Below are 15439 nucleotides of genomic sequence, written 5' to 3' on the forward strand. Positions count from 1 at the left end.
TCACCTGGTTGATAAGCAGGGGAAATAGACCGTTTCCAAGATGGAATATAAAACCAGTCAGTAATATCCGGCTTTTTACCTATATCTTTTGACGCGATTGCTCCTGGGGATGTTGAAGGGGCAGTTATTCCCATTAAACTATCCTCTGGACTCACCCAATAACGTTGCCTTTGAAAAGGATAAGTCGGTAAGGGAATGCGGTGACGAGCAAAGTCTTGGTCAAAACCGAGCCAATTGACTGGCACACCATGCAAATATAGTTCTGCCAAACTGGTTAATATTTGTTGCCAATCTTCTTGTCCAGGACGCAGACTAGGTAACCATAACCCTTGATGTTCTGGGAGACACTGACGACCCATTCCTAATAAAATTGGTTTGGCTCCAATCTCTACCAATACATCTATCCCTTGCTGTGCAATGGTTGACATACTAGCCATAAATTGCACAGGCTGCCGGAGATGATCGCACCAATATTTGCTAGTGGTTATTTCTTCTGTGGCTAGTTCTCCGGTAACATTACTGATTAGTTTTAACTGTGGTAGATTAAACCGCACCTGTGCCACCACCTGCTCAAATTCTCCCAATATCGGTTCCATCAAAGGAGAGTGGAAAGCATGGGAAACAGTTAATTTCTTGGTTTTGACTCCCTTTGCGGCAAGATTGCGCTCAATGGTGTTAATCGCGGCTCTTTCTCCCGAAATTACCACACTCTGGGGTCCATTAATCGCAGCAACAGACACATCCCGGCCATAGGGTTTAATTGCTTCTGCTGCTTCTGCAACTGAAGCTAACAACGCTAGCATTTCTCCGTCTTGGGGTAAGGATTGCATCAACCTACCCCGTTGGGCAATTAGTTTCAGTCCGTCTTCTAGGCTAAAAACCCCAGCAACACAAGCCGCCACATACTCCCCAATGCTATGACCCATTACTACATCCGGTTCGATACCCCAGGATTTCCACAACCCGGCCAGGGCATATTCAATGGCAAAGATGGCAGGTTGGGTATAGCTTGTTTGGTGAATGGGTGAGTCAGGTTCTGTTCCCTGTTCCCTGTTATCTAAATCCGGGTAGAGAACTTCTAACAAGGGAATATCTAAGTAGGAACGGAGGATGCGATCGCATTCGTCTAAAGTTTTGCGGAAAGTGGGCTGAGTTTCGTAGAGTTGACGACCCATACCAATATACTGAGAACCTTGTCCGGTAAACACAAAGGCAATCTGCTTGGTAGAGTCTGCTTTGAGGGAGTGAATTGTTGGGGGTTCGGAACTATCGTTGATATCAACAGGCTTTCCAAACCTTTGCAACTGCTCGAGAAGGTCTTGAGTGGAGCCAGCAATAACAGCCAAACGATGGTTAAAATGCTGACGTCCACCATTGGCAGTAAAACAGATATCACCAATCTCTGCCTTTGGATCGGACTCCAGATAAGTTATATAATTCTGTACCGACTCTGCCACAGCCTGCTCTGTTTGCCCTGATAGAGTCAAAATATGCAGAGAACGTTCACTTTTGACTTTTGCATCACCCCCGTCGATCCCCCTCCCGTCCCCCTTAGCAAGGGGGACGCCATGGGATGCTTCGCTTATGCCCCCCTTATTAAGGCCATGGGATGCTTCGTTTATGTCCCCCTTATTAAGGGGGAAGCCATGGGATGCTTCGCTTATGCCCCCCTTATTAAGGGGGGTTAGGGGGGATCCACTTTCAACTTGTTTCGGGGCTTCCTCTAGAACAACATGGACATTGGTTCCGCCCATACCGAAAGAACTGACTCCAGCACGAAGAGGCGTGACCTTTGGTTCCCATGGGGTGAGGGCTGTATTAACGTAAAAGGGACTATTGGGGAAATCTATGTTGGGATTGGGTTCTTTAAAGTGCAAGCTTGGCGGGATGGCTTTATTGTGGAGTGCCAGCACTGTTTTAATTAGACCTGCTATCCCTGCTGTGACATCGAGATGCCCGATATTAGTTTTAACCGATCCAATCGCGCAAAAATTATTGTCTTGGCTGTTCGTACTTTGTCGAAACGCTTTTGTCAGTGCTGCAATCTCAATTGGATCTCCCAGGGGTGTCCCAGTTCCATGGGTTTCCACATAACTCACCGTCCTAGGATCTATGTTAGCCATAGCCAGTGCTTCGGAAATGGCTGCTATCTGTCCTTCTATACTAGGAGCTGTGTAGCTAACTTTAACCGCCCCATCATTATTAATTGCTGACCCTTTGATGGTGGCATATACATGGTCTCCATCAGCGATCGCTTCCTCTAATCGCTTCAATACAACTATGCCAACTCCACTACCAAATAAAGTTCCTTGACCTTCAGCATCAAAAGCACGACAGTGACCATCGGGAGACAACATCATGCCTTCTTGGTATAAATAACCAGTCTTTTGAGGAACGAAGATCGAAACCCCCCCAGCTAGTGCTAAGTCAGATTCACCACTGCGTAAACTCTGACAAGCTAAGTGAACCGCAACTAGTGAGGTGGAACAGGCAGTTTGAACATTAAGACTAGGCCCTTTTAGGTTCAATTTGTAGGAGACCCGCATGGGTAAGTAATCTCCCCCATTGCCTAGGTCGGTATGGACATCTTTAGTGCCCCTAAATAGACAATGGGTAAGCAAAGGACTTGTCCGAGAAGATCCTAAGCTATGAGATATATTGTTAATTAGATAGGTGCTGGGACTCGAACCCCCATAAACTCCCACCGCACCTGGATAATTTCCAGGATTATAGCCAGCATTTTCCAGTGCTTCCCAAGCACATTCCAGGAAAAGCCGATGTTGGGGGTCCATTAGTTCAGCTTCTTTATCGCTGTAGCCGAAGAACTCAGCATCAAATAGGTCAATATCTGGCAAGATAGGACTGGCTTTAACATAATTGGGGTGTTCGATCCAGTTTGGATCTTCTAGCTCAATTTCGCGATCGCTAAAGAAAGAAATTGATTCTACCCCATCTCGTAAATTGTTCCAGAAAGCATCGGTATTGTTTGCCCCAGGAAACCGACAAGACATACCAACTATGGCGATATCAGACCCATGCCCGATGGATTTCTTTCTTTTATGGTACTGTTTAGCGGCTGTTTTTCCTCCCTTATCTTGCTCCAAGTGTTGAGCTAGAGTAGCGATGGTTGGGTGTTCAAACAGTGTTGTTACAGGTAGATGAATTGCAAAGATTTTGCTCAGGTTTTTGTGAACCCGGATCAGCAGTAAAGAATTACCACCTAAATCAAAGAAATTATCATTAATTCCTACTTCTTCTAACTGAAGTACTTCTTGCCAAATCTGAGCAATACGTTTCTCTGTATCCGATTGGGATTTGACTAAAGGTACTGCTAATTCTGGGCGAGAATGGTCTAGACTTGGTAGTTGGCGACGATCCAACTTACCCATCGGTGTCATGGGAATTTTATCAATTACCACAAACACCGATGGAATCATATGAGGAGGTAAATGGTCTTGTAAATGATGACGTAACCTTAATTTTATCTGCCTAATCTCCTGGGCTTCAGTGCTTTGTTTCTGAGGTACGAAATAGGCGATCAGTTTCTTTTCTGCTTCTTCTTTGCCTTGAATAATAACTACACAGCTTTTTATTTCAGGATGTTCTAATAAGGTGTTTTCAATCCCAGCTAAAGATACATTATATCCCCGCAGATTGACCATATAATTACAACGACCCCTAATTTCTAGTTTGCCGTTGGGTAAAATAGCTGCTAAATCTCCTGTTCTAAAAAAGCGATTGCCGTTAATGTCAACAAAACTGTCAGCAGTCAGCTTGGGTTTATTCAAATATTCTCGAAACATACAGGGACTACGGATATACATCTCCCCTTCATTTCCTGGAGTAACTTGCTGCCCATTCTCATCCAATAAAATAATTTCATCGTCCTCAAAAGGAATCCCAACAGCACAGAATCCTGATGGTAAATCTTCGCTTTCTCGCAGGTTATCAATAGCAACGGTAAAACATTCATTTATCCCATAATAATTGAATAAGCGAGCAGATGGGAGTCTATCTATCAATTGATATTTTAGTTGTTGTGTTAGTGCTTCTCCGGTTACCCAAGCAACTTCCAACCCTGATAATTGTGCAGTAATAGTTTCGATTTCAACTGTATTCAAAATACTTTGTATTAAGGAAGGAGATATGGTGATTTCCTTGATTTTATTTTGAGATATGAAGTCTAAAAATAGCTGATGATCGTAAATTATTTCATCAGGAACAATATATATAGTTGCACCTTTAATCCAAGGTCTATATATTTCCCATTGAAATAATACATATGCTATAGGATATCCTGATTTACTGAGACTTACTTGCTCTCGCCTCAATTCCCCAGTAACAATTGCCTGATGGGTTAATATTACGCCTTTTGGTTCTCCTGTACTTCCCGATGTGTAGATAATATTGGCTATATTTTTAGGGTCTATGGATGGTAATTTTTGTTCTGGGTTTAGGGGAAAGTTCCAGTTATCTTCTCTATCTATAGGTAAAATTTGTAGAGGGTTTTTACTACTTAATCTTTGGTAATATTGGCTCTTGCTAATAATTAAACTAGGTTTAGCATCTGCCACTATTTTGGCAAGCAAAGCATCAGGATATTTTAATTCTAGGGGCATAAAAGCCCCACCAGCTTTTAGGATAGCGATACAAGCAATAATATAGTCTTGAGATTTTTCCAGTAAAACTCCAACAGGTTGATTTGAAGTGACTCCTTGTTTTTGAAGGTAACCCGCTAAGTTATCTGTCAACTGGTCTAGTTTTTGATAGGTAATTGAATTTGTACGATCTACGATTGCAATTTCCTCTGGCGTTTTTTGTGCTTGTAATTTAAATAAATTAGGTAAGCTGATAAAATTTTGTTTTGCATAAATTAAGTCTTTGTCAATTATCATTTCTGATGTTATAGCGGTTTTCACTTTAATTCAATCCAATATGAGTGGGATGGGCATCCCTGCCCGTCAGAATTTTATCACATGAAATTACATGATTTTGTATTCCATTCAACTTAAAAGCGCTATATATTATTGTCGAAAATTTATATACAAACTTTCTGTCTCTACGCGAGACCAAAAAAGGTTGTAATTAACCCACCATTATAGGCTTATTTATAGCAATTCTACGACTTGTGAGGTACAAATATCTGAGGTGCGACCCGTGGCGAATTTAATTCTTAATGGGTCAAGCGCACCTAAGGTTTTAGGGAGCAGGGAGCAGGGAGCAGGTAAGAGAGAAGAGGCAAGAGCCAATAGTCAAACAATTCTGTGTACCTCATGAGTCCTAGAAACGCTATATCTAATTAACTAAGTATTAAAGTATTTTGCTACAGGATGATGAGCAACAAACGCCGTGGTAGACTGTTCCGGTAGTAGATGCTCGCTTTCATTCATATACACATCGATGCGAGAGGTATCGAGTAAATCCATTTGTTTGAATTGATCTGCCATATTAGGACAAGCAGGATAACCGAAACTATAACGAGATCCTCGATAACGTTGGCGCATTATATCGGTTATATTATCGGGTTCTTCCGCCCCAAATCCTAACTCCTTACGGATTCTAGCGTGCAGCCAGTCCGCTATAGCGTCTGCCATCTGCATCGCCACACCATGATAATAGTGGTAGTCAAGATAACTATCCGCTTCAAATAGCTTCTGTGCATGTGTGGTTCCTATTTCACCTGCTGTTACAATTTGCATGGGGAAGACATCAATTTGACCTGATTCTTTAGTGGCATAGAAATCCGCAATACAAAGACGTTTTCCGACCCGTTGACGGGGGAATTCAAAGCTTGTTAGTAGTTTATTGTGATCTTGTGGATCGTAGACATACACTGTATTCCCTTCCGCGTTACAAGGGAAATAGCCATAAATTGCTGCCGGATGTATTAGGTCATCGGCAATAACTTTCTCTTTCCATTCTTCTAAAATTCCATAAGCTTTTGTGGATAAAAACTCATTATAATCTTGTTGTGATTGATCTTTTAGCTTACGGAATCGCCACCGTCCGACGTATAAAAGCTGTACATCTACATAAGGGTAAATGTCTTCAATTGATATGTCTCCATCTTTTAATACTTGAGTTCCCCAAAAAGGAGGAGTAGGGCGTTCTACATCTAAAGTTACTACATGGGAACGCTTAGTATCAATGACCACAGATTTTTTTGCCGATGATTCTTTTGCCAAAGATTCTTCAGTATAAACAAATGAGTCATTCATATAAAGTTTATATTGATTGGCTTCTGCAAATGGCATTTGCCCCATCTCTTCTAAGGTTAGTGGGGGGGGAGGTGAAGTTTCTTCATCTAAAAATCCTTTCAGGTCGTCCCAATTATCTTCAGCTTTTGCTGCCATTAGTTTATCCATAAAATGCCAATCAACAAAAGCATTTTTACCATATACAACTTGACCTTTATAGGTAGTTTTGCAATCCTTTTCCACAAATTTAGGAGTTAATGCAGCGCCACCTAAGATAACAGGAACGGTAATGCCTTTTTGATTAAAAATTTCCAAATTATCTTTCATAACTGCCATAGTCTTGATCAACAAGCCACTCATGGCAATGCAGTCTGGTTGATGTTCTTCGTAGGCTTTGAGAATGTTGTCAACTGGTTGGTTAATGCCTAAATTAATTACCTTGTAACCATTGCTAGAAAGGATAATATCAACTAGATTTTTACCAAGATCGTGAAGGTCACCTTCTACCGTCGCAATCAGACATTTACCCTGAGTAATATCGTCAGCTTCTTCCTTATCCATATGGGTTTCTAAATACGCTACCGCCGTTTTTTTAGTCTCCGCCGATTTTATAACGGACGGTAACGGAATTTCTCTTGAACCATATAATTCGCCGACAGTCCTCATAGCCTGTAAGAGGCAAGTGTTAATAATCTGTCGGGGTGAATAGTCTTTTAAAGCTTCCTCTAAAGCTTCCTCTAAACCAATCGATTCGCTATCAATAATATGTTGTTTGAGACGTTCTAAAACGATTTTGTTCATTGTTAGTTGTGGGAGATCGACACCCATTGATAAAATAGCTAAAGTTTTTATGGCTAAATCAATAGTGATTTGGTTGATACCCTTCAGTATACAAAGCTAGCCATGTTGCAATTTGCCTATTGTATGTACATCGGTATATTCCAGCATGTCAGTCAACAACACAAATTACAAATTATTATTTAGCAAACAGAATATATATAAAGTTTTCCATAACTTACTAGAATAAGTCTAGGAGATTGATGTAAATTTTTGTAAAGCAGCATTTCTACCGGCGATTCTACCAAACACCAGGCATTCAGTTAAAGAAGAACCCCCTAGGCGAGAGGCACCATGAATACCTCCTGTCACTTCTCCTGCAGCATACAAGCCTTTTATGGGCTGGCCATTATTATCAATAACTTGAGCTTTAGCGTTGATGGTAACGCCTCCCATAGTGTAATGTACCTTAGGCCACAATCGCATAGCATAATATGGAGCATGGAGAGGTTTTGCCTCTAATGGAATAGGCTTTTGCCAACTCTCATCTTTCTTATTCTCGACATACTTGTTGTAGCGATCGAGAGTTTCTTTTAAAGCGTGATAAGGCAGAGAATATGCTGCAGCAAGTTCCTCCAAGTATTCAAACTTTTTCACAATATTCCTGCTTAAGTACCGATCCATACTGTGACCAGAAATGTTCATGCCTTCCAAATCAGCAATACCAATGCTGGGTTGACCAATGTCTAAAATTGAATCTGCTCTAATTTTTCTGTCCGCTAATTCATTAAAAAATCGCTTTCCTGTTAAGGGATGAACCACTATCCCATAGGGAAAAACTGTATAAAAAAATTCGGTAGCAATTTTATCACGTTTCTCGTCAGGAGAACTCCAAGGTGATAACTGAATATATTCTAAATGCACAGAACTAGCACCAATCTTGATCGCCTCTAGCATTCCTTCTGCTGTAGTATCCAAACGATTAGTATTACCTACGGTGCTGGTTAGACGAGCATCATGAAGGATTCGGAAAGCAACATCTCCGCCAAAACCACCAGTAGCTAAAACGACACCGGTATTTGCATAGACTGCTCTGGCTTGGTTTTCCTTTTTGTCATAAACTTCAATCTCTCGAACATCCTTTCCGAACTTTGTGAGGCAAATATTGGTTTTGATATCAATGCCCAACTCCTTTACCTTTGAAAGAAGAGGTTTCACAATTGCTGTTCCAGAAAAATTGTGTAGCAGATGGATACGAGGAACAGAATGGCCGCCAAAGATTATGGGCTTATCTCTAAATTTGACAGCTAAATATTCAGTAAGCCACTCTAGTACAGAATTAGACTGTTGAGCAACTATCTTAGCCAGAGATGCATCATTCATATTCAAGCCAGCTCTCAACATATCCTCATACATGAGTTCCCAAGAATCTAGAATACCGTATTGTTTCTGAAAATCAGTCCCCGCAAGCGCCACCCCTCCATCACTCATGATGGAATTTCCGCCACAGCTGCTGCGTTTTTCCAGAACAACTACCGATGCACCAGCATTTTTGGCTTCAACCGCAGCCGCTAGTCCAGCAACTCCACTACCAACAACTACCACGTCTGCCTCTGTATCCCAATTAGAGAAAGTAGACTTATCCATCACTTCACTGCTATTGTTAATCTGCTGTTATAGCAGTCGCCAGGGCAGTTAGGACATAACAAAAGTCTCAAAGCTAAGTAAGCGCAATAGTTTTACTTCTGACTTCTGACTTCTGACTTCTGACTTCTGACTTCTGCTATAACCTCTCCCTTTAAGAATCATTTTACCATAGGCAGGACAGATAAATATGAAAGCGCCTAAACGGCTCGGTTTAAGTCCCTGCTTAAAATACAGGGGTTTTCACCATCGTTTCTCGGTAATTTTATATGGATTAGCTATTTTTTGAGCAGCTGTTTTTTTTTCGATATGATAGCCTTGAACTAATTTATAATCAATTTATGTAATTGTGCCGAAACAAAATTCTTTTAAACAAATTCCTTCGCCAACTTTTTGGTCGTCTATTTCTAGAATAGCGGGTCTGTATTCCAAGCATAGCTTACTTTCCATAGTCGATGGTTGATTTCGCAGGATACTCGACCAATTGGCAAAAGCATTATTGTCGAATTTCAAGTGATATATTTTGTCTTGAATGCGGCCATGGGCACTTGTTTTGCGATGGTAAGAATCTTCTCCGTTTAACAATATTTCTTTTTCTGTTTGGGAGGTGTTGAGGAGCTTGAAATAATTGTATTTTTCTTCGCCAAATGTGGCTTCAGCACTCCAAATGATTCCGTAATCAGGGAAAAAGGCATGAACAAAGTGGTAGCCCCAAAACTTGGGGTAATCTCCATCATAAATTTTGCAATAACCTATAGCTTTTTGAGTGCGATCGCCTGTGTTCACAGTGCACAGGAGTTTTGGTTGGTGAATGACGGCGCGATGATTTTTTTCAGCGGGAACCGCCCAAGTGAATTCGGCGGCAACTTGGAATTGAATTTCTATATTAGCTTCTGGCAAACAAATGGTTCCGGTTCCATCGTTGTTTTTGATAGAGATGTGTTGATCTGAGCGTTGGTGTTCGGAGGTATTGATAAGTTCCAGGGAGTAGCCCTTGGTGTCGCTCCACCAGGCTGAATAATGCTCGATTGTTCCTGTTTTGAAATATCTTAGAGCAAGTAGAGAACCATCTTCGAGAAAGAAATGGTATTGTTCACTATAGACAGAGGTTACAGAGCAGAAATATGTATCAGGTACTTGGTGAATTTTTGGAACACAAGGTTTTTTTGCAAGGATGGAGGAGCCACCAATCTTCCCGCTTTGAAACAAGTCGCTAATGGTTTGATAAAATTGACGACGGTGTTCATAAACGTTTTCACCGAATAGTTTGATTGATTCTTCTTTTGATTGGAGGAATTTTTGATAGCGTTCTTTTACCCAACCTTTCCATCCTGTTGTTAAATCGATGAAACAAATGTCAGCAAATCCTACACGCTCGAGGTGATTGCGGTAGGTTTCGCGGGTTGGTAAATAAGAGGATTGAACTACTTCTTCTAGAGTGGTTTTAACGTCTGGTGTCAGAGGGCCATTAGCCACGTAGTCTTCGATATAGATCAGGCCGTTGTCCTTCAAAGAGCGAAAACAAATTTCCAGTATTTTATCGCGGTTTTCAATGTGTAAAAATGATAAAAAAGAAATGATGCTGTCAAATGAGCTTGGTAACAGGGCGTCAATGACTTGGGGACTTAGAATATTGCCTGTGAGGTATTGGATGCGTTTGTCAAGTCCCACTCGTTGGGTGAGTTCTTGGGCAATTTCGTTAAAATTATTTCTTAATTCCACACATTGGATGTGACATCCCGTTTTATAACTAATGTATCGAGCAGGCCCACCAACACCGCTGCCAATGTCCAAAACTCGCGAGTTGGGGGATAGTGCCAAACGGTTGATAGCGCGATCGCAAGCTTTGGTGCCAAAGTAGTGGTATTGGTCTAGGTGATCCAATTCTAGCAAATCTTCAATTTGCAAAGGACCTGTGGCTTTTCCTTTTTGTTTCAGTGCTTGGCGAATACTATGGATGCGCCAATCGTAAATCAAAGCTTCATCTTTTGAGAGAGGATATTCTTTTTCTGGTTGTGATAGTGTCATGGTTATTCCAAGGTAATTTCGTGTTTAAAAAGTCAACAATCCTGGTTATGTGGGAAGGATTTCGGATCAAGCATTTCGGATGGAGTACAGAAAAATGGCTCTAGGGAACCTAGTATGCAGAAAAACGCGCTTATTGCCCAGTAAGTATGAGCCCACTAAGTATGATTGGGCAGGTTATTTCTGAAAAATCCTTATCTGAACAACTAAAACTCCCGCCCAATCAAGATTAGATTAATTATTTACTGACAGTTTTACATCCCCAATCCGGTAGAGCCAGAAAACCCTTACAAGCTCCAACTTTAATTAACAGTTCTACCTTTTTCCGGACTGGTTTAGGTACTTTGGGTATGTACCAGTTTTTCGGGCTCTTTTTTAGGTGTTACTGAATCTTTGAATGAATAGGAGTAGAGTGGGCATCCTGCCCGCCCGAAAATATATTGAAACTGGATTGAAACTGGCAAGATGCCAGTTCCACCAAGATGCCCATTCTACAAAATGCTTAAAATCATTCCATTATTAAGCAATGCCCCAAATTCAGTAAGAATAACTGCCTTCATTAACTCTGTCATGCTTGTTCGGAATTCCTCCTGCTCAAGATTCCCTTAAGATAGCTCGGATTTCCATTAAAATTTCTCCCAGGCGATTCTTACCGCTCCTATCTTTACCACAACCCCAATAATAATCCTGGGGAGCATCTTCCACAATTAGTTCGTCCCCTGTCCCCAGCAGAATTTCGCGGATATCAGCATGGGTTTGAAACTTACAGAGTAAGCCTCGCCCCATAACATCCTCTTTGATTTCTTCCCAATCCCTGCGCAGAGGACGAGTACGCTCTCGTCCCATGCTCGCAGCTTCTGCGGGAGTCTTGCAAGAGCGAATTTCTTCTACATGGGACGTACCAGCAAATTTCTGGGCTTGGAAATAATGCTCTGAGGTGGGCCACCAGAGTCCGTCCAGTTCAAACCCATGGGGGGAAAAGTTGGAGAAACAACCATAGGGCTTTTCGCTAATGTCGTAAAAGTAAATGGTCACAGCTTGACTCCCAAAATTTTACCCCAGGCGAAAATGCAAAATGCCCCACTGCATGTACCCTTTTTCGTAATACTCGATCCAGGGTTCAATGCTTTTCAAGGTTTTATCGGCAAATTCGGTGGAAGTAATTCTGACTACCTCCTGATAGCGTACGCGCACTTCTTCCCCAAATCGTCGATAATGGGTAGGCACATGTTCAGAAAGGTCAATAAAGTGCAATTCCTCAAAACCCAATTCCTGGGCTGTCTGACTATAAAAGCGATAGGAACCCATATCCTTGATACCCAGACGGTCAAAGGCTGGTTGCAGTAGCCCTGGTGGACAAGTCTCCCTTTGCATGGGGTCAGTAAAAATCAACTCTCCCCCTGGCTGCAAAACCCTCTTAATTTCTTCAAAGACCTGAGTGCGATCGCTACTGTGTAAAATGGCATCCTGGGACCAGACAATATTAAAGGAATTGTCTGGATAGGGAATATCCTCAAAACTCCCCTGAGTTACCTCAACTAAGTGGGCTAAATTCTGCTCTTGGTTCAGTTGGCGGTTGCGTTGATTTTGCCGCTCGCTTAAATTGAGACAGCAGACAGAACAACCGTAGGTTTTGGCCAGATACCGCGCCGCCCCTCCATAACCAGCACCTAGATCGATGACTCGTGAATCGGGAGCTAGATTTTCCAGAGTTTGGGCAATTGTTTCCACCGTGCGCTTGGAGGCATCATGGATCGGTTCATCCGAACTCTTGTATATCCCATAAGTGATATGCTCACCACCCCAGAAAGTAGCATACAATCGGTCTGTTTCTGCACCATCATAATAGGTTTGCGCTGTTTTCACCGCTTCTGAATAAGTGGTATTCATACCGCTATCTCCTTGGGTTCTAACCTTAGAGAAAGTTGTGGAGATTTCCACCAGCGCTCGCCCTGTAATAAGGTGTGAACTTGCCAACTGGGTGAGGTTTGGGGATAATCCCTGCGGTAATGTCCGCCCCGACTTTCTGTGCGCAATGCTGCACTTTTGAGAATTAAATGGGCAATATCCAGGAGATTGAAGGTTTCTGCAGCCGTTCGCAATTGCTGCTCGGCTAATGGTGACTCAAATTTAACTGTTTGGTTGGGCTGTAAATCGAGCAAGTATTGACTCACCTCTAAGCCAGCCAATTCAGAGCGCCAGGAATTAACTTCAGCAAGGGCTGACTCCAAAACTTCCTGGGAGCGACAAATTCCTGCACTTTGCCACATCAGGGAGGGTAAACTTTGCCTTACTGATGCTATCTTCTCGATGTCCCTTGCCCAGTCACCTTTCTCTTTTATAAAGGGTAGGGATTCCTGCAGAACTGGATTAGGAGCTGTTTGAATTTCAGCTAATTGGGCGGCAAAAACCAAACATTCCAATAAGGAATTACTCGCTAAGCGATTGGCACCATGAACCCCCGTACTAGCTGTTTCACCAATGGCATATAGCCCCGGAATCGAGGTGCAACTGCTCAGATCGCAAGCCACTCCTCCCATCCAGTAATGGGCAGCAGGTGCAACGGGAATGGGTTGTTTGAAGATATCAATGCCCCAATGTTGACATACGTTAATAATATTGGGGAAACGATAGCGAATTTGCTCTGGCTCAATGGGTTGCAAGTCTAAATAAACATTCCCGTGGCTAGGATCGGCGGAGGTTTTTTCTAAGTGACTAAAAATTGCCCGACTTACCACATCTCTAGGAGCCAATTCCCCTGAAGGGTGGTAATTAAAAGCAAAGCGATCGCCTTTGTGATCTACTAAATGTGCCCCCTCTCCCCGGACAGCTTCTGTAATCAAAAATCGAGGTGCCCCTGGTTTGGTTAAAGCTGTGGGATGAAATTGGAAAAACTCCAAATCTCTAACAATTGCCCCAGCCCGCCAAGCCAGTGCTACTCCATCTCCTGTACTTACGGCTGGGTTAGTGGTCTGGGCAAACACTTGACCGCCACCACCTGTTGCTAGGATTACCGCAGAGGCTCTTAGCCAAGATATCTGACCTTGATGGAGGAGGCTAATCCCCTGACAATGACCAGTTGCTGGATTGAGCCATAAACTCAAAGCCACTGCGTGAGATAGCACCTGAATATTTGGACGCTCTAAAACTTTACCAGTCAGCGTATCCACAATTGCTCGACCGGTGGTGTCTGCGGAATGGAGGACGCGGGGACGAGAGTGGGCTGCCTCTAGGGTCATGGCTAGCTTTTTGCCTTTGCGGTCAAAGGCTACTCCCATCTTCACTAGAGAGTCAATGGCAGCAGAGGCATTTTCCACCAGATACGTTACCGCCTCGCGATCGCAAAGACCAACACCCGCTCGCTGGGTATCCTCTAGGTGAAGCTCTGGGGAATCAGATGGGTCAATAGCAGCAGCAATTCCTCCCTGAGCCCAGTTGCTAGAGCCTGTTTTCAGGGTGTCTTTGGTAATCAAACCTACCTGCAAATGAGCAGGTAGACAAAGGGCTGCATAAAGCCCAGCTGCACCACTGCCGACCACTATGATGTCAAATTGGGAGGGAGTATTGGCAGATCTGGAAGACTCGTCAGGGGATGATTTAAAATCTTGCACGATAGATCATATGTCACTAATTTTTGATTAATCCCTAAGCAGTTATTCGTTTTCACAAGACAAATTGCTTAATAAGTTATAAGCTCTAACTTATAACTTATACTTTTGTCAAGTAATTGTGTCAACCTGCTCAGGGGCACTACAGCACTACACTGATAACTCCAACATCCGTTGAATTGGTCGCAACGCCGCTACTCGGATATCTTCCGGCATAGTAATTTCTGGTGTTTTCTGCTTCATGGCTAGATACAGCTTCTCCAAAGTATTGAGCCGCATGTGAGGGCATTCGTTACAGGCACAATTGCTATCCATACCTGGAGCAGGTATGAAATTTTTCTGGGGTGCCCTCTTTTGCATTTGGTGAATAATTCCTGGCTCAGTAGCCACGATAAATTTTTCCGTTGAACTTTGCTGGATATACTTTAACAAACCTGTTGTGGAACCAATGTAACTGGCATGACGCAATAGAGGGGGTTCGCATTCTGGATGGGCAATAAACTCCGCTTCAGGATGCTGTATTTTCAGTTCCACGATCTTTTTCTCAGAAAAGGTTTCATGGACAATACAGCTCCCCTCCCACAGGACTAACTCCCGTCCGGTTTGCTCCATGACATAGCGACCTAAGTTCTTATCTGGGGCAAAAATAATCGGCTGGTCTTTCGGAATTTGGTTGACGATTTTAACTGAGTTAGAACTGGTGCAAATGATATCGCTCATCGCTTTAATGGCAGCGGAGCAATTAATGTAAGATACCACCAAATGGTCAGGATGGGCTGCTTTGAATGCCGCAAATTCTTGGGGAGGGCAACTGTCAGCTAGGGAGCAACCTGCGTTTAAATCGGGGAGTAGTACCAATTTATTGGGGTTAAGGATTTTGGCAGTTTCTGCCATAAAGTGAACCCCAGCAAAGACGATAACATCTGCATCTGTAGCCGCCGCTTGTTGAGAAAGACCTAGAGAATCGCCGAGATAGTCAGCAATATCTTGAATATCTGGTTCTTGGTAATAGTGAGCGAGAATAACTGCGTTTAATTCTTGTTTGAGGTCTTCAATCGCTTCAAAAAGGTCTTTGGGCGGATACTCCAACTCTAGGGTTGTTTTTGGGAGGACATTTGTAAACATCGTATTATTTACCTATTTCTGACTAGTTTACTAGTTTTTGAAGCTTTTCTTTCTTTAATAAAT

7 protein-coding genes and 1 pseudogene are annotated in these 15439 nt (G+C 42.6%); all 8 read right to left on the reverse strand.

The features are described 5' to 3' along the window. Nucleotides 1-4919 (reverse strand): type I polyketide synthase (locus F6K20_RS05395; RefSeq protein ID WP_287294000.1); only part of this gene is annotated, 4919 nt, incomplete at its 3' end. Nucleotides 4920-5303: 384 nt separating this feature from the next. Next, nucleotides 5304-6995 (reverse strand): annotated as a pseudogene (locus tag F6K20_RS05400) (vitamin B12 dependent-methionine synthase activation domain-containing protein); the annotation flags it as partial. Nucleotides 6996-7226: 231 nt separating this feature from the next. Next, complete coding sequence (locus tag F6K20_RS05405) at nucleotides 7227-8621, reverse strand: flavocytochrome c (protein WP_287266413.1); 1395 nt, start codon at nucleotides 8619-8621, stop codon at nucleotides 7227-7229. 336 nt (nucleotides 8622-8957) lie between these two features. Next, nucleotides 8958-10646, reverse strand: coding sequence for a methyltransferase domain-containing protein (locus F6K20_RS05410; protein ID WP_287294003.1), 1689 nt, complete (start codon nucleotides 10644-10646; stop codon nucleotides 8958-8960). Nucleotides 10647-11237: 591 nt separating this feature from the next. Continuing rightward, nucleotides 11238-11678 (reverse strand): riboflavin biosynthesis intermediates N-glycosidase, encoded by a 441-nt coding sequence (gene ybiA, locus F6K20_RS05415; protein ID WP_008190762.1) that lies wholly within the window; start codon nucleotides 11676-11678, stop codon nucleotides 11238-11240. Between the two features lie 18 nt (nucleotides 11679-11696). Further along, the gene (locus F6K20_RS05420) at nucleotides 11697-12533 is read right to left on the reverse strand and encodes an SAM-dependent methyltransferase (protein WP_008190760.1); all 837 of its coding nucleotides are present in this window, start codon (nucleotides 12531-12533) and stop codon (nucleotides 11697-11699) included. Continuing rightward, nucleotides 12530-14254 (reverse strand): L-aspartate oxidase, encoded by a 1725-nt coding sequence (nadB, locus tag F6K20_RS05425; protein ID WP_008190757.1) that lies wholly within the window; start codon nucleotides 14252-14254, stop codon nucleotides 12530-12532. The genes F6K20_RS05420 and nadB overlap by 4 nt, the downstream gene beginning before the upstream one ends. A gap of 147 nt (nucleotides 14255-14401) precedes the next feature. Then, the gene (nadA, locus tag F6K20_RS05430; RefSeq protein WP_008190756.1) at nucleotides 14402-15376 is read right to left on the reverse strand and encodes a quinolinate synthase NadA; all 975 of its coding nucleotides are present in this window, start codon (nucleotides 15374-15376) and stop codon (nucleotides 14402-14404) included. Nucleotides 15377-15439 lie beyond the last annotated feature (63 nt).

The organism is Moorena sp. SIO2C4 (assembly GCF_010672485.1).
Classification (GTDB): domain Bacteria; phylum Cyanobacteriota; class Cyanobacteriia; order Cyanobacteriales; family Coleofasciculaceae; genus Moorena; species Moorena producens.

Excerpts from the sequence above, each read along its gene's own strand:
- F6K20_RS05405 (WP_287266413.1), bottom strand. The coding sequence starts at position 8,621 with ATGGATAAGTCTACTTTCTCTAATTGGGATACAGAGGCAGACGTGGTA.
- F6K20_RS05410 (WP_287294003.1), bottom strand. The coding sequence starts at position 10,646 with ATGACACTATCACAACCAGAAAAAGAATATCCTCTCTCAAAAGATGAA.
- F6K20_RS05420 (WP_008190760.1), bottom strand. The coding sequence starts at position 12,533 with ATGAATACCACTTATTCAGAAGCGGTGAAAACAGCGCAAACCTATTAT.
- nadA (WP_008190756.1), bottom strand. The coding sequence starts at position 15,376 with ATGTTTACAAATGTCCTCCCAAAAACAACCCTAGAGTTGGAGTATCCG.